At 65.3% G+C, this 22,210-nt stretch carries 25 protein-coding genes and 4 tRNA genes; 16 read left to right on the top strand and 13 right to left on the bottom strand.

Annotated features, from left to right (window positions below; all coding sequences use genetic code 11):
• Nucleotides 1-28 precede the first annotated feature (28 nt).
• From F3H87_RS14590 to tgt, 6 genes are all read right to left on the bottom strand, one after another.
• A tRNA-Val gene (locus F3H87_RS14590) sits at nt 29-104 on the bottom strand.
• Nucleotides 105-183: 79 nt separating this feature from the next.
• On the bottom strand, nt 184-759 hold the full coding sequence (locus F3H87_RS14585) for a histidine phosphatase family protein (protein ID WP_149787621.1): 576 nt from the start codon (nt 757-759) through the stop codon (nt 184-186).
• A 59-nt stretch (nt 760-818) separates the two neighbouring features.
• Nucleotides 819-893: transfer RNA gene (locus F3H87_RS14580), tRNA-Val, on the bottom strand.
• Nucleotides 894-912: 19 nt separating this feature from the next.
• Nucleotides 913-1,434 (bottom strand): HU family DNA-binding protein, encoded by a 522-nt coding sequence (locus tag F3H87_RS21985; protein ID WP_223228075.1) that lies wholly within the window; start codon nt 1,432-1,434, stop codon nt 913-915.
• 216 nt (nt 1,435-1,650) lie between these two features.
• A complete protein-coding gene (gene lon, locus F3H87_RS14570; protein WP_149787620.1) occupies nt 1,651-4,059 on the bottom strand; it encodes an endopeptidase La in 2,409 nt (802 codons plus the stop codon).
• A 389-nt stretch (nt 4,060-4,448) separates the two neighbouring features.
• Nucleotides 4,449-5,576 (bottom strand): tRNA guanosine(34) transglycosylase Tgt, encoded by a 1,128-nt coding sequence (tgt, locus tag F3H87_RS14565; RefSeq protein ID WP_149787619.1) that lies wholly within the window; start codon nt 5,574-5,576, stop codon nt 4,449-4,451.
• Nucleotides 5,577-5,683: 107 nt separating this feature from the next.
• On the opposite strand from tgt, the gene F3H87_RS14560 reads away from it, so the two are divergent.
• From F3H87_RS14560 to F3H87_RS14510, 11 genes are all read left to right on the top strand, one after another.
• Nucleotides 5,684-6,472 carry an enoyl-CoA hydratase-related protein gene (locus F3H87_RS14560; protein ID WP_149787618.1) on the top strand — a complete coding sequence of 263 codons (789 nt, stop codon included), beginning with the start codon at nt 5,684-5,686 and terminating at the stop codon, nt 6,470-6,472.
• Between the two features lie 93 nt (nt 6,473-6,565).
• The gene (locus tag F3H87_RS14555) at nt 6,566-6,928 is read left to right on the top strand and encodes an SUF system Fe-S cluster assembly protein (RefSeq protein WP_149787617.1); all 363 of its coding nucleotides are present in this window, start codon (nt 6,566-6,568) and stop codon (nt 6,926-6,928) included.
• 84 nt (nt 6,929-7,012) lie between these two features.
• On the top strand, nt 7,013-7,639 hold the full coding sequence (locus tag F3H87_RS14550) for a MarR family transcriptional regulator (RefSeq protein ID WP_149787616.1): 627 nt from the start codon (nt 7,013-7,015) through the stop codon (nt 7,637-7,639).
• 21 nt (nt 7,640-7,660) lie between these two features.
• The gene (locus F3H87_RS14545; protein WP_149787615.1) at nt 7,661-8,380 is read left to right on the top strand and encodes a DUF3307 domain-containing protein; all 720 of its coding nucleotides are present in this window, start codon (nt 7,661-7,663) and stop codon (nt 8,378-8,380) included.
• 27 nt (nt 8,381-8,407) lie between these two features.
• Nucleotides 8,408-8,785, top strand: coding sequence for a HesB/IscA family protein (locus tag F3H87_RS14540; RefSeq protein WP_149787614.1), 378 nt, complete (start codon nt 8,408-8,410; stop codon nt 8,783-8,785).
• 73 nt (nt 8,786-8,858) lie between these two features.
• Nucleotides 8,859-9,608, top strand: coding sequence for a triose-phosphate isomerase (tpiA, locus tag F3H87_RS14535; RefSeq protein ID WP_149787613.1), 750 nt, complete (start codon nt 8,859-8,861; stop codon nt 9,606-9,608).
• Between the two features lie 22 nt (nt 9,609-9,630).
• A complete protein-coding gene (gene chrA / locus F3H87_RS14530) occupies nt 9,631-10,872 on the top strand; it encodes a chromate efflux transporter (RefSeq protein ID WP_149787612.1) in 1,242 nt (413 codons plus the stop codon).
• Nucleotides 10,873-10,952: 80 nt separating this feature from the next.
• Nucleotides 10,953-11,417 (top strand): SspB family protein, encoded by a 465-nt coding sequence (locus tag F3H87_RS14525; RefSeq protein WP_149787611.1) that lies wholly within the window; start codon nt 10,953-10,955, stop codon nt 11,415-11,417.
• 82 nt (nt 11,418-11,499) lie between these two features.
• Nucleotides 11,500-12,894 carry a class II fumarate hydratase gene (fumC, locus tag F3H87_RS14520; RefSeq protein ID WP_149787610.1) on the top strand — a complete coding sequence of 465 codons (1,395 nt, stop codon included), beginning with the start codon at nt 11,500-11,502 and terminating at the stop codon, nt 12,892-12,894.
• Nucleotides 12,895-12,966: 72 nt separating this feature from the next.
• Complete coding sequence (locus F3H87_RS14515) at nt 12,967-13,143, top strand: DUF4169 family protein (RefSeq protein ID WP_149787609.1); 177 nt, start codon at nt 12,967-12,969, stop codon at nt 13,141-13,143.
• Nucleotides 13,140-13,364 (top strand): ribbon-helix-helix domain-containing protein, encoded by a 225-nt coding sequence (locus F3H87_RS14510; protein ID WP_149787608.1) that lies wholly within the window; start codon nt 13,140-13,142, stop codon nt 13,362-13,364. The genes F3H87_RS14515 and F3H87_RS14510 overlap by 4 nt, the downstream gene beginning before the upstream one ends.
• On the opposite strand, the gene F3H87_RS14505 is transcribed toward F3H87_RS14510, so the two are convergent.
• Complete coding sequence (locus tag F3H87_RS14505) at nt 13,361-13,771, bottom strand: SufE family protein (protein ID WP_149787607.1); 411 nt, start codon at nt 13,769-13,771, stop codon at nt 13,361-13,363. The genes F3H87_RS14510 and F3H87_RS14505 overlap by 4 nt on opposite strands.
• 128 nt (nt 13,772-13,899) lie before the next feature.
• Between F3H87_RS14505 and F3H87_RS14500 the strand changes: the two genes are divergently transcribed.
• Nucleotides 13,900-14,412: a hypothetical protein gene (locus F3H87_RS14500; RefSeq protein WP_149787606.1), complete on the top strand. Its 513-nt coding sequence runs from the start codon at nt 13,900-13,902 to the stop codon at nt 14,410-14,412.
• Nucleotides 14,413-14,425: 13 nt separating this feature from the next.
• Here F3H87_RS14500 and rnd read toward each other — a convergent pair whose 3' ends face one another.
• From rnd to purM, 3 genes are all read right to left on the bottom strand, one after another.
• Complete coding sequence (gene rnd, locus F3H87_RS14495; protein ID WP_149787605.1) at nt 14,426-15,586, bottom strand: ribonuclease D; 1,161 nt, start codon at nt 15,584-15,586, stop codon at nt 14,426-14,428.
• Between the two features lie 93 nt (nt 15,587-15,679).
• On the bottom strand, nt 15,680-16,270 hold the full coding sequence (gene purN / locus F3H87_RS14490; RefSeq protein WP_149787604.1) for a phosphoribosylglycinamide formyltransferase: 591 nt from the start codon (nt 16,268-16,270) through the stop codon (nt 15,680-15,682).
• On the bottom strand, nt 16,267-17,313 hold the full coding sequence (gene purM / locus F3H87_RS14485) for a phosphoribosylformylglycinamidine cyclo-ligase (RefSeq protein ID WP_149787603.1): 1,047 nt from the start codon (nt 17,311-17,313) through the stop codon (nt 16,267-16,269). Before purM ends, purN begins: the two co-directional genes overlap by 4 nt.
• 107 nt (nt 17,314-17,420) lie before the next feature.
• Between purM and F3H87_RS14480 the strand changes: the two genes are divergently transcribed.
• Both F3H87_RS14480 and F3H87_RS22205 read left to right on the top strand, forming a co-directional pair.
• A tRNA-Ile gene (locus tag F3H87_RS14480) sits at nt 17,421-17,496 on the top strand.
• A gap of 250 nt (nt 17,497-17,746) precedes the next feature.
• Nucleotides 17,747-18,127: a GFA family protein gene (locus F3H87_RS22205; RefSeq protein ID WP_149787693.1), complete on the top strand. Its 381-nt coding sequence runs from the start codon at nt 17,747-17,749 to the stop codon at nt 18,125-18,127.
• Nucleotides 18,128-18,295: 168 nt separating this feature from the next.
• Here F3H87_RS22205 and F3H87_RS14470 read toward each other — a convergent pair whose 3' ends face one another.
• Nucleotides 18,296-19,588, bottom strand: a complete 1,293-nt coding sequence (locus F3H87_RS14470) for an ATP-binding protein (protein WP_149787602.1) — start codon at nt 19,586-19,588, stop codon at nt 18,296-18,298.
• Between the two features lie 40 nt (nt 19,589-19,628).
• Between F3H87_RS14470 and F3H87_RS14465 the strand changes: the two genes are divergently transcribed.
• Together F3H87_RS14465 and F3H87_RS14460 are read left to right on the top strand one after the other, a co-directional pair.
• Complete coding sequence (locus F3H87_RS14465; RefSeq protein ID WP_149787601.1) at nt 19,629-20,549, top strand: MBL fold metallo-hydrolase; 921 nt, start codon at nt 19,629-19,631, stop codon at nt 20,547-20,549.
• Between the two features lie 77 nt (nt 20,550-20,626).
• Nucleotides 20,627-20,701: transfer RNA gene (locus F3H87_RS14460), tRNA-Asn, on the top strand.
• A gap of 100 nt (nt 20,702-20,801) precedes the next feature.
• On the opposite strand, the gene F3H87_RS14455 is transcribed toward F3H87_RS14460, so the two are convergent.
• Together F3H87_RS14455 and F3H87_RS14450 are read right to left on the bottom strand one after the other, a co-directional pair.
• Nucleotides 20,802-21,566: a hypothetical protein gene (locus F3H87_RS14455; RefSeq protein WP_149787600.1), complete on the bottom strand. Its 765-nt coding sequence runs from the start codon at nt 21,564-21,566 to the stop codon at nt 20,802-20,804.
• The gene (locus F3H87_RS14450; protein ID WP_149787599.1) at nt 21,553-22,110 is read right to left on the bottom strand and encodes a hypothetical protein; all 558 of its coding nucleotides are present in this window, start codon (nt 22,108-22,110) and stop codon (nt 21,553-21,555) included. The genes F3H87_RS14455 and F3H87_RS14450 overlap by 14 nt, the downstream gene beginning before the upstream one ends.
• Between the last annotated feature and the right edge of the window lie 100 nt (nt 22,111-22,210).

Here is a 22,210-nt window from a genome sequence, read left to right as displayed (position 1 = left end):
GCGAAAGCCGGTGATTCAAAGGGGAAACTGGTGGGTGATGAGAGACTCGAACTCCCGACATCTTCGGTGTAAACGAAGCGCTCTACCAACTGAGCTAATCACCCGACCCGGCCGGATGTAGCCAATGCGCGCGCGCCTTGCAAGCGGGTAGTGGCAGGTCAGGCACGAATGCCGGGAAAAGCGTCAGCGGTGGGTGATCTCGCGCCCGTCGCGCAGCTCCCACACGACGCCCTGATCGCGGCTCATCGCCTCCATTTCATCCATCCCGGCGTTCAGGACGATCCCCCGCAGAACGCTGAGCGCGACGCCGTGGCTGACCACCACGGCGGGTCCGGTCAGATCGTCCAGGAAGGCGGCGATGCGGGCGCGCAGGGTATCGGCGCCCTCGCCCGGCCCCGACAGGCAGATCCGCAGGACCGAGTTGCCGTCGAACACCGCAGGCTCGGCGCGCGCGAGATCGGCATAAAGCTGTCCCTCCCACCGGCCCAGATGCACCTCTTTCAGCCGTGCGTCAAACCGTGGCACCAGCCCCGCCGCGCCAAGGGCAATATCGGCGGTCTGGCGCGTGCGCCGCAGGGGCGAGGCACAGGCGGCAATGCCCGGCGGCAGGTCCAGCGCCTTGAGTATCTCACCCTGCCGGGCCGCCTGCGCGCGGCCCAGATCGGTCAGGTCCGATTCCATCTGCCCCTGCACGCGGCCGTCGCGGTTCCAGTCGGTCTGGCCATGGCGCAGCAGGTAGAGTGGCGGGAACGGCGGCATCGCTTACGTCCTTTCGCAACGAAAAAGGCGCGCAGGGTTGCCCCGCGCGCCCGAAATCCTGGTGGGTGATAAGAGATTCGAACTCCTGACATCTTCGATGTGAACGAAGCGCTCTACCACTGAGCTAATCACCCGGTGCGGGGGCTTTTAGCCTCACTCGGCGGCCTTCGCAAGGGGGTCTTTGCCGGCATTTTCCTGCTGCTCGTTCTGGCGCAGCTTGCACATCACCACGCGGCCCTTGGCCAGTTTCTTGATGCGGTTGATCTTGACCTTGCCAAGCGGGTTGAGGTTCATCTCGCGCCCGTTGCCCAGTTCTTCGCCAAGGATCGCAAGCATCGCCTCGACCACCGGCTTGGCATCCTTTTTCTTGATGCCCGAGCGGGCGACGACCGCCTCGATCAGTTCCTTCTTCTTCATCTCGGGCGCGCTCAGCGCCGGGGCCTCGCTGGTGATTACCGTGGGTTTCGGCGCGGCTTTCTCGACCGAGGCGACGGCGGCAGCCTTGGCGGCGCTGTCTGCAGCGAGCGGCGTGGCCGAGGCGGCGGTGGCGGGTTTGGCCGTGGATTTCTTCGCGGTCTCCGCCGGGGCCTTTGCCGTGGATTTGCGCGTGGTGCTGCGCTTGGCGGTCGTCTTGGTTGCCGGTTTCGTCGCGGTACGGCGCGTCGTGCTGGCCATGGGGATACTGCCCTGTAATTGTTTCTGCTCTGTCAACATCCTAGCGCGAAACCGCGCCCGACTCTACCCATGAGTTAACGAAAGGATAAACAGTCGCGGGACATGTGCCGCTTTCACATCAACCGCGATGCGCGGTGCCTTTTCATGCGGCAGCCGACGCAAAAAGGCGCGCCACGGGGGGCGCGCCTTTGGTGTTTTCCGGGGCATGGCCTGCGCTTAATGCGCGACGGCACCCTGCCCGTCGCCTGCCCCCTGCGCCGCGGCCTTGGCGGCGGCGGCCTCTTCGGCGGCTTCGTTCCATTCAATCGGTTCCGGCTGACGCACAAGCGCGCGCTCCAGCACCTCGCTGACATGGGTGACGGGGATGATGTTGAGCCCTTCCTTCACGTTGTCGGGGATCTCGGCCAGGTCCTTTTCGTTCTCTTCCGGGATCAGCACCGTGGTGATGCCGCCCCGCAAGGCCGCCAGCAGTTTTTCCTTGAGCCCGCCGATTGCGGTGGCGTTGCCGCGCAACGTCACCTCGCCGGTCATGGCGATATCCTTGCGGACGGGAATCTGGGTCAGCGTCGACACGATGGCCGTCACCATTGCCAGACCGGCGCTGGGCCCGTCCTTGGGCGTGGCGCCATCGGGCACGTGAACGTGGATGTCCCACTGGTCCATGCGCGGCGGTTTGACACCGATCTGGGGCGCGATCGACCGGACATAGCTGCTGGCCGCGTCGATCGATTCCTTCATCACGTCGCCCAGCTTGCCGGTGGTCTTCATCCGGCCCTTGCCCGGCAGGCGCAATGCCTCGATCTGCAGCAGGTCGCCGCCGACGGAGGTATAGGCCAGCCCGGTCACGACGCCGACCTGGTCCTCTTTCTCGGCCAGGCCGTAGCGGAACTTCTTGACGCCCAGGTAGTCGTCGAGGTTCCCGGCGGTCACCTCGACCGACTTGACCTCGCCCTTGACGATCCGGGTGATCGCCTTGCGCGCCACCTTGGCCAGCTCACGCTCCAGGTTCCGCACGCCCGCCTCGCGGGTGTAGCGGCGGATCATCTCGTCCAGCGCGTCGTCGCTGATCGAGAACTCGTTTTTCCGCAGCCCGTGGTTCCTGATCTGCTTGGGCACGAGGTGCTGCCTGGCGATCTCGCGCTTTTCGTCCTCGGTGTAGCCGGCCAGCGGAATGATCTCCATCCGGTCCAGCAGCGGCCCCGGCATGTTGTAGGAGTTCGCCGTGGTCAGGAACATCACGTTCGACAGGTCGTATTCGACCTCGAGATAGTGGTCGACGAAGGTCGAGTTCTGTTCGGGGTCCAGCACCTCGAGCATCGCGCTTGCCGGGTCGCCGCGGAAATCCTGCCCCATCTTGTCGATTTCATCGAGCAGGATCAGCGGGTTGTTCGTCTTGGCCTTTTTCATCGCCTGGATGATCTTGCCCGGCATCGAGCCGATATAGGTCCGGCGGTGGCCGCGAATCTCGGATTCGTCGCGCACACCACCCAGGCTGATGCGGATGAACTCGCGCCCCGTGGCGCGGGCCACCGACTTGCCCAGCGACGTCTTGCCCACGCCCGGCGGGCCGACAAGGCACATGATCGGGCCCTTCAGCTTTTTCGAGCGTTGCTGCACGGCCAGGTATTCCACGATCCGTTCCTTGACCTTTTCAAGGCCGTAATGATCGGTATCCAGGATCTCCTGCGCCTTCGACAGATCCTTCTTGGTGCGGCTTTTCACGTTCCACGGGATCGACAGCATCCAGTCGAGGTAGTTGCGCACCACTGTCGCTTCGGCGCTCATCGGGCTCATGTTCCTGAGCTTTTTCAGCTCGGCATCGGCCTTTTCACGGGCCTCTTTCGACAGCTTGGTCCCGGCGATCCGCTCTTCCAGCTCGGCGATTTCGCCCTCGCCTTCCTCGCCGTCGCCCAGCTCCTTCTGAATGGCCTTCATCTGCTCATTCAGGTAATATTCGCGCTGGGTTTTCTCCATCTGTGACTTGACGCGGGTCTTGATCTTCTTCTCGACCTGCAGAACGCTGATTTCGCCCTGCATCAGGCCATAGATCTTTTCCAGCCGCTCGCTCACGCTGAGGGTTTCCAGAAGCTCCTGCTTCTGTTCCACCTCGATGCCCAGGTGCCCGGCGATCAGGTCGGCCAGCTTGTCGGCCTCGGAGGTTTCCGACACCGAGACAAGCGCCTCTTCGGGGATGTTCTTTTTCACCTTGGCGTAGCGTTCGAATTCCTCGGCGGTCGAACGCAGCAGCGCCTCGATCACGGCCTGGTCGCCCTGTTCTTCCTCCAGCGCCTCGGCGCGCGCCTCGAAGAACGAGTCGTTTTCAAGGAATTCGGTGATCCGCACGCGGCTTTGCCCCTCGACCAGCACCTTGACGGTGCCGTCGGGCAGTTTCAGCAGTTGCAGCACGTTGGCCAGCACGCCGCTGCGATAGATGCCGTCGGCATCGGGGTCGTCGGCGGCGGCGTCGATCTGGCTGGACAGCAGGATCTGCTTGTCGTCGGCCATCACCTCTTCCAGCGCACGCACGGATTTTTCCCGCCCCACGAAAAGCGGCACGATCATGTGGGGGAAAACCACGATGTCGCGCAGCGGCAGTACGGGATAAGAGGAGTTCAGCTCTTGCATGCTCGGTCCTTTTCAAGCGGCGGACGGTTCAGGCCCCGATTTCGGCAGCGTGCCCGTCCCCTTCGGGTTTCTGGGGTATATCTGGGGCACCGGGACCCCGGTTTCAACCATATACCCGTCTGGCGTTGACCTAACTTGCCCGCGCGTCGATCCGGGGGCAAGCGTGCAATCCGGCGATGGGTGAATTTACCCCAGACCGAATGCCGCGATCAGCCCGACCGAGGCGAAGCAGATGAAAATGATAGCGAAATGCATTGGATCAAAACCTTGTGGAATGGCAGTACCATAGCACACCGGCACCGCCTTTCCCGAGTCAGGAAACCCTGACCGGGGTGGCCGCCCGCGCGCCCATCCATTCCAGGAAAAAATTGCGTCCAAAGAGAGGCGCGTCAAAGCGGGGCAATATCCCCCTCGGCGCGCTGCGCGTGGAATTCACCCTCCCACGCGTCGAACCGGCCTTCCGCGATCGCCGCGCGCATCCCCGCCATAAGCTCCTGATAATAATGCAGGTTGTGCCAGGTCAGCAGCATTCCCGAAATCATCTCGCCCGCGCGGAACACGTGATGCAGGTAGGCGCGCGAATAGTTGCGGCAGGCCGGGCAGGTGCACTCCGCGTCCAGCGGGCGCGGATCGTCGGCGTGGCGGGCATTCTTGATGTTGACCTGGCCCCGACGCGTCCAGGCCTGCCCGGTGCGCCCCGAGCGCGAGGGCAGCACGCAATCCATCATGTCGACGCCGCGTTTCACCGCGCCCAGGATATCGTCGGGCTTGCCCACCCCCATCAGGTAACGCGGCTTGTCGTTGGGCAGCATGTCGGGCGCGTAATCGAGACAGGCGAACATCGCCTCCTGCCCCTCGCCCACGGCCAGCCCGCCGATGGCGTAGCCGTCGAAACCGATATCACGCAGGGCCTTGGCCGATTCCTCGCGCAGGTCGGGTTCCAGCCCGCCCTGCTGGATGCCGAACAGCGCGTGGCCGGGGCGGTCGCCGAACGCCGCTTTCGAGCGCGCCGCCCACCGCATCGACAGACGCATCGACTCCTCGATGCGCGCGCGGTCGGCGGGAAGCGCGGGGCATTCGTCGAAACACATCACGATGTCGCTGCCCAGCAGCCGCTGGATCTCCATCGAGCGTTCCGGCGTCAGTTCGTGTTTCGAGCCGTCCACATGGCTGCGGAAGGTCACGCCCTTTTCCGTCAGCTTGCGCAGGTCCGCCAGGCTCATCACCTGGAACCCGCCGCTGTCGGTCAGGATCGGCTTTTCCCAGTTCATGAAGCGGTGCAGCCCGCCCAGCCGCGCGATGCGTTCCGCGCCGGGGCGCAGCATCAGGTGATAGGTGTTGCCCAGCAGGATGTCGGCGCCGGTCGCCGCCACGCTTTCGGGCATCATCGCCTTGACCGTTGCCGCCGTGCCCACCGGCATGAAGGCCGGCGTGCGGATATCGCCGCGCGTGGTGCGGATCACGCCGGTGCGCGCGCGCCCGTCGGTTGCCTTCAGTTCGAATGTCACGCCGGTCATCGGGGCCTCATATCGCGGTTTGCGCCCTTCTATGCCCGCGCGGGGGCAAAAGCCAAGGCTTGCCGCACGGCCCCGCGCGGGGCAGTATCGACGCGGGAGGAACCGCCATGAACCAGATGCCGCAAGAACCGCTCGTCACCGGCAGCGTCACCCAGGGCGTGCGCCGGATCACGTTGGGCCGGATGCCCGCGCATCCGCTGTCCTCGGCGATGATCGCCGCGCTGCATGAGGCGCTGGATGCCGCCGCCGACGATCCCGACACGCGGGTTCTGATGATCGAGGGGCCGGGGCATATCTTTTGCGCCGGGCATGACCTCAAGGAAATCGCCCGCCACCGCGCCGATGACGACAAGGGCCACGCGTTCCTGACCGACCTGTTCGGGGCCTGCGCGCGGATGATGCTGCGGCTGGCCAACCACCCCAAGCCCACCATCGCGATGGTCGATGGCATCGCCACCGCCGCCGGGCTGCAACTGGCCGCCTCCTGCGACATGGTGTTTGCCTCGGACCGCGCGACGTTCTGCCTGCCCGGCGTGCGCAATGGCGGCTTCTGCACCACGCCCGCCGTGGCGGTATCGCGCGCGGTAACCTATCGGCACGTGATGGAGCTGGCGCTGTCGGGCGAGGCGCTGGATGCCGGCTGGGCGTTGCGTGCCGGGCTGGTGACGCGGGTACTGGCGCCCGAGGCGCTGGAGGCCACCGTCATGGAATTCGCCGCCACGCTGGCCAGCCGCAACCCCGGCCCCATCCGCGCGGGCAAGGCCGCGCTCAAGGCGCATATGGAGCTGCCGCTGGAGCAGGCCTACGAGATGGCGACCGAGGTGATGATCGGGCATTTCATGGACGAAGGCCGGCTTGCCGCGGAACGGGACGGAAATATCGGCATCAGGACGTGATGCCGCGCCTGCCCGGTCTGCACTGGACCTCGGCGCATCCATTTCCTATATGTTCGGTCAGGAAATACACCGCTATCCAGCCAGGGCATGTCCATGACCGATACCGCAGAACCGCTCGAAGGCACACCTCTGATCCGGCCCTCCAGCACCGATCATCCGCTTTACGAGAAGATCGTCGAAGCCTGCCGATCGGTTTTCGACCCCGAGATTCCGGTGAATATCTACGATCTCGGCCTGATCTACACGATCGAGGTCGATGACGAGAACGCCGTGAACATCACCATGACGCTGACCGCCCCCGGCTGCCCGGTGGCGGGCGACATGCCCGGCTGGGTCGCCGATGCGGTCGAACCCATCGAAGGGGTCAAGCAGGTCGATGTCGAACTGACGTGGGAGCCGATCTGGGGCATGGACATGATGTCGGACGAGGCGCGGCTGGAACTGGGCTTCATGTGATTCGAAAGCAACCTTTTAGGGTTGCATTTTTATATGGCAACCGATTTTGGTTGCAATTTGGCGCAGCAACGATAGGCTGCCCACATGAGTGATGTCGCAGTCCTTACCGGCGATCTTGTCCAGTCTTCGGGGTTGACCCCAACAATGCTGTCCAAAGCATTGGAAAACCTCGAAATATTTTCCGGTGCCATCGCCGGATGGCACTCTCCCGCATCCGCCACCCGCTTTACCCGCAACCGGGGCGATGGCTGGCAGATCGTGCTGCACCAGCCCGACCTCGCGCTGCGCGCGGCGCTGTTTCTGCAGGCCGGGCTGGTCAGCCATCACGACGGGCTGCGCTCGCGCATCAGCATCGCCACCGGGCCGGCCACCCTGCCCGTCGGGGGCGACCTGAACGCGGCATCGGGGCCGGCCTTTATCGCCTCGGGCCACGGGCTTGACGCGATGAAGGGGGCGCTGATCGCCCATGCGGCGGGCGGCGCGCTGGGCGCGGCCACGCGGCTGGCCGACCATATCGCGCAGGGCTGGACCGTGGCGCAGGCCCGTGCGGTGCATCACATGCTCTGGCCGCGCGACCGCACCCGCGTCGCCGTCGCGGCCGAAACCGGCGTGACCCGGCAGGCGGTCGACAAGGCGCTGCACAGCGCCGGGTTTCCCGCGCTGGACGACGCCCTTGCCATGATCGAATTCCCTGCGCAGGATACGGCCTGAGGTCAACTCCGGGATGCACGCATGATCGCCAGTTTCACCGCCCTGCTGTTCGCGCATGTGCTGGCGGATTTCGTGTTCCAGACCGGCTATATCATCCGCAACAAGCGCAATCCCGGCGTCCTGCTGCTGCATGGCGCGATCGTGCTGATCTGCGCGCAGGCGGCAACGGGCCGGATCGCCGCGCCGGAACTGCTGGCGCTCGCGGCGGTGCATTTTGCCATCGACGCGATCAAGGTCTATGGTGGGTTCACCCGCATCGGCGGCTTCCTGTCCGACCAGGCGGTGCATATCCTGACCATCCTTCTGGTGTCGCTTTACGCCCCAACCCTCTGGCAAGGCGGCATTTATTCCGGCCACGACTGGATGTTGCCGCTGATGGCGCTGGCCGCCGGAGGGATCGTCACCGTCACCGCCGGGCAATATGCCGTGGGCCTGCTGATGCGCCCGCACGGCGCGCGTATCCGCAATAACGGGCTGCGCGATGGCGGGCGGCTGATCGGGATGCTGGAACGCGGGCTGATCTTCCTGCTGATCCTGCTGGGTCAGCCGCTGGGCGTGGGGTTCCTTGTCGCGGCGAAATCCATCCTGCGGTTCGGCACCGCAACCCGCGACCAGCGCACCGCGGAATATGTGATCATCGGCACGCTGGCCTCGTTCGGATGGGCGATCGCGGTCAGTTACGCGACGGCCGGATGGCTGAACCTTCTGCCCCGGCTTGAGATCGCGGCCCTCCTGCCCTAGATTCAGGGCAAGCAAAGGAGCGCGCCCATGTTCTCGATCCCCGGCAAGCAAGCCGTCACCATAACCGACCGCGCCGCGGCCCAGATCCGCAGGCTGATGGAGCGTGACGGCCACAAGGGCCTGCGCATCGGCCTCAAGAAAGGCGGCTGCGCGGGCATGGAATACACGATGGATTACGCCGACCAGGTCGATCCCAGCGACGAGGTGGTCGAACAGGACGGCGCGCGCGTGATGATCGCGCCGATGGCGCAGATGTTCCTGTTCGGCACCGAGATCGACTATGAGGTGTCGTTGCTGGAATCGGGGTTCCGCTTCAACAACCCCAATGTCGAAGACGCCTGCGGCTGCGGCGAGTCGATCAAGTTCAAGGATATCGACGCGCTCAGCGCCGAGCAGCAGGGCTGACCGCCGCCTCCCGGGGCTAGGCACCGTGCCGCTTGCCTGCTAAAGCCTCCGCGACAACGAGTTGGAGGCGGGAATGCGACGCAAGCTGGCGGCAGGCAACTGGAAGATGAACGGCACGCTGGCCGATCTGGAACAGATCGAAGCGTTGATATCCGCCCATCCCGACCCATCCGTCGATCTGCTGCTCTGCCCGCCGGCCACGCTGATCCACCCCGCCGCCGCAATGGTGCGGGACCATCCGCTGACGATCGGCGGGCAGGATTGCCATGCTGAAACCGGCGGCGCGCATACCGGCGACATCGCCGCCGCGCAACTGGCCGATGCAGGGGCGCGGGCGGTGATCCTGGGCCATTCCGAACGCCGCGAGGATCACGAGGAAGACAGCGAATGCGTCCGCGCCAAGGCGCGCGCCGCCCACGCGGCGGGGCTGATGGCGGTGATCTGCGTCGGCGAAAGCCTGGCACAGCGCGAGGCGCTGAACACGCTGGACATCATCGGCGGGCAAGTGTCGGCCTCGGTGCCCGATACCGCGACCGGCGAGAACCTTGTGATCGCCTATGAACCGATCTGGGCCATCGGCACCGGTCGCATCCCCACCCCCGACCAGATCGGCGAGGTGCATGATTTCATCCGCGCGCGGCTGGAGCGGCGGTTCGGCGCGGGCGTGGGCCGGTCGGCACGGCTGCTTTATGGTGGCTCGGTCAAGCCCGACAATGCCGCCACGGTCTTTGCCGTGTCGAACGTGGACGGCGCGCTGGTCGGCGGGGCCAGCCTGAGTGCCGCAGAGTTCTCGCCCATCATCGCGGCGCTGGAAAACGCCTGAGCGCCCCGCCCGGAGGCCCGCCATGCCGCCCGCCCCCGCCCTGCCCGAGCTTGCCCGCGTCTTCGGACGGATCGGCATCCTGTCCTTCGGCGGCCCGGCGGCACAGATCGCGCTGATGCACCGCGAGCTGGTGGAAACCCGCGACTGGCTGGACGAAGACCGCTTTTTGCGCGCGCTGTCATTCTGCATGATGCTGCCCGGCCCCGAGGCGATGCAACTGGCCACCTATGCCGGCTGGCGGCTGCGCGGCGTGCCCGGCGGGCTGATCGCGGGCGGGTTGTTCCTGCTGCCCGGCGCGCTGGTGATCGCGGCGCTGGCCGCGCTTTACATCCGCTTCGGCGCGCAGGACTGGGCACAGGCGCTGTTCCTGGGCATCAAGGCGACGGTCCTGGTGGTGGTGCTGAACGCGCTGGTGACGCTCTCGCGCCGGACGCTGACGCGGCGCAGCGCCTGGGTGCTGGCGGCGGGCGCCTTCCTGGGTATCTTTTCGCTGGGCCTGCCCTTTCCGCTGATCGTCGGATGCGCCGCGCTGTGGGGTTACCTGACCTCGACCGAGGCCAAGGCCCCGCCCCCGGCCCGCGTGCCCCTGTCGAACACCCTGCGGACGGTGGCGGTCTGGGGCGCGGTGTGGCTGGCGCCGCTGGCCCTGCTCTGGGCGACGGGCGCGCGGTTTCTGACCGAAATCGCGCTGTTCTTCTCGCAACTGGCGGTGGTTACCTTCGGCGGGGCCTACGCGGTTCTGGCCTACATGACCCAGACCATCGTCACCGAGTATGGCTGGCTGTCCACCGCGCAGATGATCGACGCGCTGGGGCTGGCGGAAACCACGCCGGGGCCGCTGATCCTTGTGACGGAATTCGCCGGTATCCTTGCCGGTCACGGCGCGGGGGGCCCGGGCATGGCGGTTGCGGCGGGGCTGGTCACGCTGTGGATGACATTCGCGCCCTGTTTCCTGTGGATATTCGCCGGGGCGCCCTATATCGAATGGCTGGCCGCGCTGCCGCGCCTGTCCGGTGCGCTCAAGGCGATCACCGCCGCCGTTGTCGGCGTAATCCTGTCGCTGTCGGTCTGGTTCGCGCTGCATGTGCTGTTCGGCCGGATCGTTGCAACCGCGCTGGGGCCGCTGCCCGTCTGGCACAGCCTGAACCCCACCGCGCTGGCGCTGACGGCGCTGGCCGCGGTGCTGCTTTTGCCGGCGCGGCTGCCGCTGCCGGCGGTGCTGGGGGCGATGGCGCTGGCGGGGCTTGCACCCGCCCTGATCTGAGCGCGGCGCGATTGCGCGCACCCCCTTTCGTTTCGTCCCGAATCCCCTATGATCGCCACAGTAACCAAGGTGACTTCCGAATGTCCGCACCCATCGACTATGGCAAGCTGATGCACCGCGCCATGCGCGGTCTCATTCAGGAGGTGTTGCTGGAGGTGCAGGAAAACGGACTGCCCGGCGCGCATCACTTCTTCATCACCTTCGACACCACCCACCCCGATGCACAGCTCGCCGACTGGCTGCGCGACCGGTATCCGCAGGAAATGACGGTGGTGATACAGCACTGGTTCGACGGGCTGGACGTGGGCGAGGAGGGCTTTGCCGTCACGCTGAATTTCGGCGACAGCCCCGAGCCGCTGTTCATCCCCTATGACGCGATCCAGACCTTCGTCGATCCGTCGGTGGAATTCGGGCTGCGCTTCGATTCCCACAGCGATGGCGAGGATGACGACCCCGAGCCGCCCGACGGCACCGAACTGGCCGAGGCCGAGGAAGAGCGTCACGATGCCGAGGTCGTGAGCCTGGACAGTTTCCGCAAGCACTGATCGCGGTATCCCACTGTATACATCATTGATCTTTCCGCCCGGTCAGGTATGAGACACCCGAACCGCTGAGGAGAGCCTTTCCATGACCCAGACCCGCACCGAAACCGACAGCTTCGGCCCGCTCGAAGTGCCCGCAGACAAGTACTGGGGCGCCCAGACCCAGCGCAGCGTGATGAACTTTCCCATCGGCTGGGAAAAGCAGCCCATCGCCATCGTGCGGGCGCTTGGCGTCATCAAGAAAGCCTGCGCGCAGGCCAACAAGGCGTCGGGCGCGCTGGATGCGAAACTGGCCGATGCCATCATCCAGGCCGCGGGCGAGGTGATCGAGGGCAGGTTCGACGACAATTTCCCGCTGGTCGTGTGGCAGACCGGGTCGGGCACGCAGTCGAACATGAACGCCAACGAGGTGATCGCCAACCGCGCGATCGAGATCCTGGGCGGCACCATCGGCTCGAAAGACCCGGTGCACCCGAACGACCACTGCAACATGGGCCAGTCGTCGAACGACACCTTCCCCACGGCCATGCATATCGCCACCGCGATGAGCGTGCGCGACGTGCTGCTGCCGGGACTGGAAAAGCTGCTGGCCGGGCTTGAGCAGAAATCGGATGAGTTCAGAGACATCATCAAGATCGGCCGCACCCATACGCAGGATGCCACGCCGCTGACGCTGGGGCAGGAATTTTCCGGCTATGCCCACCAGGTCCGGCAGGGGATCGACCGCATCAAGGCCACCCTGCCCGGCATTTACGAGCTGGCGCAGGGCGGCACCGCGGTCGGCACCGGGCTGAACACGAAAAAGGGCTGGGGCGAGACCGTCGCCGCCAACATGGCCGAAATCACCGGCCTGCCCTTCGTCACCGCGCCCAACAAGTTCGAGGCGCTGGCCGCCCATGACGCGATGGTGTTCATGTCGGGCGCCATCGCGACGGTGGCGGGAAGCTGCTACAAGATCGCCAACGACATCCGTTTCCTCGGCTCGGGCCCGCGCTCGGGTCTGGGCGAGCTGATCCTGCCGGAAAACGAGCCGGGCTCGTCCATCATGCCGGGCAAGGTGAACCCGACGCAGGCCGAGGCGCTGACGCAGGTCGCGGCGCACGTGATGGGCAATGACGCGGCGATCAAGTTCGCAGGCAGCCAGGGCCATTTCGAGCTGAACGTCTATAACCCGATGATGGCCTATAACCTGCTGCAATCCATCCAGCTTCTGGGGGATGCCGCCGACAGCTTTACCGAACGAATGCTGCTGGGGATCGAGGCCAACGGCCCGCGCATCGAAAAGCTGATGACGGAATCGCTGATGCTGGTCACGGCGCTGGCGCCGACCATCGGCTACGACAACGCCACCAAGGTCGCCAAGACCGCGCACAAGAACGGCACCACGCTGAAGGAAGAGGCGATCGCGCTCGGTTTCGTGGACGCGGAAACCTTCGATGCGGTTGTGCGCCCCGAGCAGATGATCGGGCCGAAGGACTGATCCGGGTGTCCGGGGCGGTGCGACACCGCCCCGGCACTGGACGCAGGCGGCGTTTCGGATCATGCTGCGGCCATGAGCCAGATCGTGAACCTCAACAAGGCCCGCAAGGCGCGCGACAAGACCCGCAAGACGGCGCAGGCCGACGAGAACGCGGTGAAATTCGGCCGCACGAAGACGGAAAAGGCCCGCGACAAGGCCGAGGCCGACCGCGCCCGCAGCCTGATCGACGGCCACAAGCGCGACGAATGAGCGGCCGGCCCGTCAAACGCTCGCTCACCCTGCAAGGGCACCGCACCAGCGTGTCGCTCGAGGAGGAGTTCTGGCAGGCATTTCGCGCCATCGCGCAGGAAAAATCATTACCGATAAACGTGTTGGCAGCCGAAATTGATGCAGCGCGCGACCCCGGCACCGGGCTTGGGTCGGCCATCCGGGTCTATGTGCTGAACCATTACCGCGCGCGGGCGGGTTAGGCCGCGGCCGCCGCGGTTTCGCGAATCCGCTGGATCATCGCCTTCACCCCGTTCGAGCGTTGCGAGGACAGGTGGTCCTGCAACTCCAGCCGCGCCAGTTCGCCCTGCGCGTCGATTGCCGGCACCCGGTCCACCGGCACGCCGTTGTAAAGCGCGCGCAGCACCGCGATCAGCCCGCGCACGATCATCGCGTCGCTGTCGCCGTCGAAATGGAACCTTCCGCCCTCGGGCGCGATATGCAGCCAGACCTGGCTGGCGCAGCCATCCACCTTGGTCGCCGGCACCTTGAGCGCGTCGTCCAGCGGCGCCATCGCCCTTCCCAGTTCGATCACGTGGCGATAGCGGTCTTCCCAGTCCTCAAGGAATTCGAAATCCTCGACGATGCTCTCGAATGCCTCGGTTGCCATGATGCCCCCTTGTTGCACGCCCCGACCACGAGGTAAGGCGCGGGCGGCCAAAGGTCCAGAGGTGTTGCGTCTTTTCAACCCGCCGCCGATGCTCTAAACCGGCAGGCAAGGCAAGGATAGGCAAACCCATGCGCAGACCCCTCGTGGCCCTACTGGTCCTTTCGATGACGCTGAGCGCCTGCGGCGCGATCCGCGAGTCGCGGATGAACCCGTTCAACTGGTTTGGCGGCAGCCGCGAGGTGCCGGCCGATGTCGACCCGGACTCGACCGGCGCGGCCAACCCGCTGATCCCGCAACGCCGCACCAACATGTTCCGCCGGGACGAGACGGTCTATCTCGGGCAGAAGCTGGACCAGGTGACCGAGTTGCGGATCGAACGTGTCGCGGATGGCGCCATCATCCGGGTCGAAGGGATCGCGCAGCGCGCCGATGCCTATGATATCCGTCTGGTGCCGGTGCAGACCGAACGCCCGGACGAGCTGCATTTCGAATTGCAGGGCGAGTTCCCCGAGCTGACGCAGAGCACGATCCGCCTGCCCCGCCCGGTCGTGGTGGCCACGCATCTGACCGATCAGGACCTTGCGGGCATCCGCCGCATCCGCGTCAGCGCCGCGCGCAACGCCCGCGAAAGCCGCCGCTAGCGCGCGCCGCGCCTCAGCCCAGTTCGACGATACGGATGTTCTGGCCCTTCGCGGCCAGCGCGATCCTGCCCTCGCACAGCCGTTCGGCATCGGCGCCGAACACCTCGCGCCGCCAGCCATGCAACGCCTGCACGTCACGCTGCCCGGCGGCCAGCGCGTCCAGATCGGCAGCCGAGGCGATCAGCTTGGGCGCGACGCCGCTGGTTTCGGTCTTGGCCTTCAGCAGCACGCGCAACAGGTCGGCCAGCGCCGGGTTCACCTGCAGTTTCTCGCGCGATTTCGGCAATTGCGGCAGATCCTCGGGCGGGCAGCTTACGCCGGCCTCGATGGCGGCCAGGATACCCTCGGCGATCTCGCCCTTGCGGGCCTCGCGCAGAAGCAGCCGCGACTTGCCCAGATCGTTCATCGAGCGCGGCTTGGTCGAGGCCAGTTCGACCAGCGCGTCGTCCTTGAACACCCGGCTGCGCGGGATGTCGCGGGACTGGGCATAAGCCTCGCGAAAGCGGGCGAGTTCGCGCACGATGGCCAGGAACTTGCCCGAATGCGTGCGCGTCTTGATGCGCTGCCACGCCTCGGAGGGGCGCGATTCGTAGGTTTCGGGATTGGTCAGCAGCGTCAGCTCTTCGGCCACCCATTTCGCGCGCCCGCGTTTTTCAAGCTCGGCGGCAAGGTATTCGTAAATCTTGCGCAGATGGGTCACGTCGGCCAGCGCATAGGTTTTCTGCGCCTCGCTCAGCGGGCGGCGCGACCAGTCGGTAAAGCGGCTGGACTTGTCCAGCCCTTCGCGCGCGATCTTACGCACCAGCGTCTCATATCCCACCTGCTCGCCGAAGCCGCAGACCATCGCCGCCACCTGCGTATCGAACAGCGGTTCGGGAAACACCTTTGCGTCGACATAGAAGATTTCCAGATCCTGCCGCGCGGCGTGAAACACCTTGACCACCGAGGTATCGCGGAACAGTTCGTAAAGCGGCTCAAGCGACAGGTCGCCCCCGATCGGATCGACCAGAACGGCGCTGTCCTCCCCCTCGCCCGGAACGGCAAGCTGGATCAGGCACAGTTTGGAATAATAGGTGCGTTCGCGCAGGAACTCGGTGTCGATGGTGACGTAATCATGCGCACGGGCCGCGTGGCAAAACGCGGCGAGATCTTCGGTGGTCGTAATGGTTTTCATGAGTTTCGGCTCGGAATTCCTGCGCGCGGGTGCGCGCTCTGCCAATCGTGATGGGGCGGTATAGGACAGACAGAAGGAAATGAAAACCCGCGCTTACAGGTCCAGCCGCGTCCGGTCGCCCGTTGCAAAGCGGCGCAGCACCGCCGGATAGAGGCGATGCTCCTGCACCAGGACGCGCGCGGCAAGGGTTTCGGGCGTATCGCCGGGCGCAATCGGAACCCGCGCCTGCCCGAGGATCGGGCCGCCATCCAGTTCCGCCGTCACCTCGTGCACGGTGCAGCCGGCCTGCGCATCGCCCGCCGCGATAGCGCGGGCATGGGTGTCGAGCCCGCGATATTTCGGCAGAAGGGAGGGATGGATATTCAGCATCCGCCCGGCGTAATGGTCGATGAAAAGCGGCGTCAGGATACGCATGAACCCGGCCAGCGCGATGATGTCGGGATCATGCCGGTCGATTTCGGAAATCAGCGCGGTTTCAAAGCCTTCCCTGTCGCCCTTGTGGTCGCGGTGATTGACGACGGCGGTCGGCACGCCCATGTCGCGCGCGCGCTCCAGCCCGCCCGCATCGGGCACGTTCGACAGCACCAGGCAGGGCCGCGCGGGGTGATCGCCCACCATGCTTTCCACCAGCCGCACCATGTTCGAGCCGCCGCCGGAAATCAGGATCGCAACGCGTTTGCTCACCTCAGCGCGCCCGTATAGCGCACGCCCGCGCCCTCTGCGACGCGGCCAAGGCGATAGACGGTTTCGCCCGCCTCCGCCAGTTCGGCGGCCAGCGCATCGGCGCGATCCCCGGCCACCGCCAGAACCATGCCCACGCCGCAGTTGAAGGTCTTGAGCATCTCGGCCTCGGCCATGCCGCCGGTCTGCATCAGCCAGCCGAACACGCCGGGCAGGTCCCATGCGTCCAGGTCGATCTCGGCGCCCAGCCCCTCGGGCAGGACGCGCGGCAGGTTCTCGGTCAGCCCGCCGCCGGTGATATGGGCCAGCGCGTGCACCCCGCCCGAACGCACCGCCGCCAGCGCCTGTTTCACGTAAAGCCGCGTCGGCGCCAGCAGCGCCGCGCCAAGGCTGCCGTCGCCCCAGGGGCAATCGGCGTCCCAGCCCAGCCCCGAGACCTCGACCAGCTTGCGCACAAGGCTGTAGCCGTTGGAATGCACCCCGTCCGAGGCCAGCCCCAGCAGCACGTCGCCCGCGCCCACGCCGGCGGGCAGGTCTGCCCCCCGCTCCATCGCGCCCACGGCAAACCCGGCCAGGTCGAAATCGCCGTCGGAATACATGCCCGGCATTTCCGCCGTCTCGCCGCCGATCAGCGCGCAGCCCGACAGCTCGCACCCCTTGGCGATGCCGTTGACGATATCGGTCGCGGCCTCAAGCTCCAGCTTGCCGGTGGCGAAGTAATCGAGAAAGAACAGCGGCTCGGCCCCCTGGCACACCAGGTCGTTCACGCACATCGCCACGAGGTCGATCCCGATCGTGCCGACATGGCCGGTGTCGATGGCGATGCGCAGCTTTGTGCCCACCCCGTCGGTTGCCGCCACCAGCACCGGGTCGGTATACCCGGCGGCCTTCAGGTCGAACAGCGCGCCGAACCCGCCCAGGCCCGCCATCACGCCGGGCCGCGCGGTGCGTTTCGCGGCGGGCTTGATCCGCTCCACCAGCTCGTTGCCCGCGTCGATATCGACGCCCGCCTGCGCATAGGTGATGCCGTTCTTGCCGGTGGTCATGGGACGCCCCCCTGTTGCCATTCCCGCGCGGCGTAATCCATCGCGCGCGCCAAGGCAACGCCAAAGCCTTGACCCCCGCCCGCTTCCTGCTACGAACGGTGCAGGCCGGGCCTGTAGCTCAATGGTTAGAGCAGGGCGCTCATAACGCCTTGGTTGGGGGTTCGAATCCCTCCGGGCCTACCATTTTCCTCTGAACCGCGCGGTCAGCGTGGTGATCAAATGCGTGAAAACTGCCACGTGGATTTTCCATCGCAGGCGGACAAACACCGCAAAATCAACGCGCAGACACCCCTGTAAAGCGGTCAGCGTTCCATTTTCGACATACGTTTTTCCATCCCACCAGCACCGCTCTTCGTTGCACGATGCAGGAACGGCGGCGGTGCGGGACAGATCTGACCTTCCCAAGGCACTGTTGCTCGTGCAAACTTTGGCAATGGAAAAATGCTATCAAGGCGCATGCCACTGCGGTCGTGTGAGGTTTGAAGTAGTTGCCGACATCGATCACGTGCGGGTCTGTGATTGTTCGGTTTGCAGAAAGCGAGGTGCCTTGATCTTCAGGGTGCCTGAGAAAAGCGTCCGTATCGTCACACCGCTGAGTGAGTTAACCGTCTATGAATGGGGAACTTTTACCGGCAAAGACTACTTTTGCCCGACGTGCGGCATCCTTCCTTTCCGCCGTCCAAGCGCACCGACGTCTTCCGAGCAAGCTCGCGGGGTGACACCGTTCCATGGCTGGGCTGTAAACGTTCGCTGCCTTGATGACTTTGACATTCATGCGATGCCTACGATCAGGATCGAGGGAAGCAAGCTATAGTCTCATTCTCGCAGCATCGGTCAATGAGGGCTCGATCCAGACCTTCGCCGCACATCGCGCGAAGGTCCGCTGACGGACCGGCACGGGTCGCAGGCGCTCCATCCTCAACAGAACGAAAAAACGCTGTCGACAATCGAAGATCTATGTGGCGCGATCCAACACGCGCACTCAGCGCGCGATGACGATATCGGCGCGCAAGCCCCCCAGTCGCTCGCTTTCGCCCAGACGCAGCACGCCGCCATGGACGCGCGCGATATCGGCGGCGATGGCCAGCCCCAGCCCCACGCCGGAACCGAGGTTCTGGTTGCGCGCGGTGTCGAGCCGGGTGAAGGGCCGGATCGCATCGCCGCGCTGTTCGGGCGGGATGCCGGGGCCGTCATCCTCGACCCGGATGCGCAGCGAGCGGTCGGACAGCGTGACCGACAGCTCGGCCCGCGTGCCATAGCGCACGGCATTGGTGATCAGGTTGTCGACCGCGCGCCGGATCGCCATCGGGCGGAGCGGCACCGTCCCCTGCCCTTCGGTCAGCGCCAGCGTCACGTCATGCCCCTCGCGCCGGTGATCGGCCACCAGCGCCCCGATCAGCGCGATGGGATCGGTCGGCTCGGGCTCGCCCTCGGACGTGCCCTTGGCGAATGACAGGAACTCGTCGATCATACGGCGCATTTCCTCGACATCGCGTTCCAGCGGCTCGCGCTCTTCATCGTCCAGGAAGGACAGGCCCAGCTTCAGCCGGGTCAGCGGCGTGCGCAAGTCGTGGCTGACCCCCGACAGCATCAGCGTGCGCTGTTCCATCTGCCGCTCGATCCGGGCGCGCATGTCGAGAAAGGCGTTGCCCGCCGCCCGCACCTCGAGCGCACCCGAGGGGCTGTAGGCGACGTGGCGGCCGCGCCCGAACGCCTCGGCCGCGCGGGCCAGCCGCTTGATCGGGCGGAGCTGGTTGCGCAGGTAGATGAAGGCGATCAGCGTCATCAGCCCGCCGAAGAACACCATGTTCACGAAAAGCTGGTGCGGATTGCGCACCGACAGGCGCGACCGGTCCAGCGTGACCGCGAATGCCGGCTGCCCGGGCGGGCGCAGCGTCAGGATGGCGTGGCGGGTATCGGGCAGTTCCACCGCGTCCAGCGTGGACAGTTCGGCATGAAGCGCGCGCATCACGTTGCCCGCCGTCAGGTCGTACCAGACGCGGCTGTCATCGACGCTGCCGGGCTGCGCCGGCCGCAGCCCGAGATCGAGCGCCAGCGCCAGCGCCACGCGTTCCCGCGGATCGGTCCGGTCCTGCAACAGTTCGATCTGGCGCGCGACCTCCTGCGCCATCTGCACCGATACGTCCTCGAAATGGCGCTGGATGAACACCACCGACACGACAAGCTGCACCACGACCACCGGCAGCACCAGGATCAGCGCGGCCCGGCCGTAAAGCCCGCGAGGCATATAAGGTTTGAGCCATTTGAACGACATGCGCTAAACCTAGCCGTGACCGCAAGAAAGAGAAAGCGCCATGGACCTGCCAGAAGATTTCGACCCGCCCACCGGCACCGCCGAGGACCTGGAGCCCGGTTTGCGCCGGATCGTGGCGCCGAATCCCTCGCCCATGACGTGGCGCGGCACCAACACCTATCTGGTCGGGGAAACCGGGCTGGCGGTGATCGACCCGGGCCCGGACGACCCCGGCCACCAGCAGGCGATTCTGGACGCGGTGGGGCCGGGCCAGCATGTCAGCCATATCCTCGTCACCCATGCCCACCTGGACCATTCGCCGCTGGCGCGGGGACTGGCGCAGGCCACCGGCGCGCCGGTTCTGGCCTATGGCAACGCGCGCGCCGGCCGCAGCGCGGTGATGGAGATGCTGGAGGTCAACGGCCTTGCCGGTGGCGGCGAAGGGGTGGATGCGGGCTTTGCCCCCGATATCGCGCTGGCCGACGGCGACACCGTGCAGGGCGACGGGTGGGAGATTCGCGCGCTCTGGACGCCGGGGCATTTCGGCAACCATCTGGCGTTTCTCTGGGGCGATGTCGGGTTTTCCGGCGACCTGGTGATGGGCTGGGCCAGTTCGCTGGTCTCGCCCCCCGATGGCGACCTGACCGATTTCATGGCCTCCTGCGACCGGCTTCGGGCCGAGCGGCTGCGCATCCTGCACGCGGGCCACGGCGCACCGGTGACCGACCCGGCGGCGCGCATCGACTGGCTGACCGGCCACCGGCGCGGTCGAGAGGCCGCGATCCTTGCCGCACTGGCCGCCGGCCCGGCGGATGCCGCGACGCTGACCCGCACCATCTATACCGACACGCCCGCCGCCCTGCTGCCCGCGGCCGAACGCAACGTCTTCGCCCATCTCGTTGATCTGGTTCAGAAAAATCGCGTCTCTGCGAAAAGCGCGCTGTCGGCGCGCGCGGTCTTTGAACGGGTCACGCCGGATTGAGGGCAGAAAGCGGAACTTTTCTGCCGAAACCCTCTGGACGAGCGGAATCGCTTTTGCTACATCGCCCCCCACAGTGTTCCGGCGTAGCTCAGCGGTAGAGCAGTTGACTGTTAATCAATTGGTCGTAGGTTCGATCCCTACCGCCGGAGCCATCTTTCCAAAGACTTAGCAGGGTTTCGCGGCCCAATCCTTACGCCAAGTAAGGGACGCGTAAGGGTTGGATGCGCTGAATCTACCCGTTTCCTACACTACTCAAGCGGCAGCCTGCTTCGAGTCGGCCAGCTTCCTCACCAGCCCAACGGCGCGCACCATTCCCTCCTGAGTCAGGCGGTATCCGTCCTTCGGGTTGCCAAAGATCACTTTGTCACGGACGAGGGCGGCCAAATCGTTCCCAACCGACTTTGGACTGCGGGCCGACATAGTCGCCAATATTTGCGACTTGGCGACCTTCTCAGGGTAGTGGCTGTGCAGCAAAATGATCGTCTCCTCCTTGATCGAGACGCTCGCGTGGACCAACCTAACCCCCTCGATTTCCTCGACCAAGACGCCTACCGGGGCCTGGACTTGGCCGACCAGCACCCCGGCTTGCTCCATACTCAAGCCAGTCGCCTCGCGCAGCATCTCCGACATGATCCAAGCCCCACATTGATGGGCAGTGACCAGATCGTGAGAGTTCGCGTCCACCGGGTTCTTGTGGGCGATGTTCCTTTTGTTCCGCAACGTATACATCGCCCGGGCCATCCGTGGCGCGCAGACACGCAGCCCCTCCGGGATTGCCAGCTGGTTTTCGGCGACCTTATCGAGGTAGGCGTCAACGCTCGGTTTCTCATCCCACTTTCCCGTCGCCATATACTGGAGGCACTGGACAAAGGACTCCACGAACTTTCCCACCGAGGAGGTACTGAGGGTTCGGGTGGAGGCATCGCCCCGAAGCCGAACAAAATCCTCCGCGATCTCATCGGCCAACTTGTTGCCAACGAGACTGCTCAGCGCCGCAGAAAGTTCATCCTTTTTCATTCAGGATTCCTTCAATGTATTTCACCCCGGCAGCCGTAACTTTGTACTCTTTGCGCGCCTGCTGGCTTTTGCCGCTTTTCTTCAACTGGATCATTAGCGCGGGCTTCGTCGCCTTTAGGCCATCGATCGCCCGGGTGACGTTACCAAGCCCGTGACCAAGATGCTTCAACTCTTTGTTAATACTGAATCCATCGACCGATGGCGCGTCCGTTGATGTCTGGAGCCAATAGGCTGCGACAAGAGCACGGTCGCGGTCGGTCTGCGGATCGACGGCATCGAACACCTCAGCAAAATGCTCGAACGTCCGGGGCGATCCGCCGACTTGAGCGGACATCTCCTGCTCAACTTCGTCATATCCCTCATCGGCTATTACGCCTTGCTTCCCCGAGGACGACTTTCGGGCGACAGTTGCAGCGAGACCAAGTCGAGACGACACGTAGTCAACGACGCGCTGCCTCGCCCCCTCATCTAGTGGGCTGAGGGCCGAGAACACGGCCTGCATAGCAGCGAACTCTTGGTCTGGTTCCGTCGCCTCATCACTCATTTCAATATTCCACTATCGCTATTGATCTGAGTGCATGATATTATGCACCAATTCCATTGCAAGCACTTTTTACTCGGTCGTCACTAGCGTACCCCCTCCT

The sequence above is a fragment of the Lutimaribacter pacificus genome, from assembly GCF_900142185.1.
Taxonomy (GTDB): domain Bacteria; phylum Pseudomonadota; class Alphaproteobacteria; order Rhodobacterales; family Rhodobacteraceae; genus Lutimaribacter; species Lutimaribacter pacificus.
Note: the sequence above shows the minus strand (reverse complement) of the source record. Positions and strands in the feature narration are given on the sequence as shown.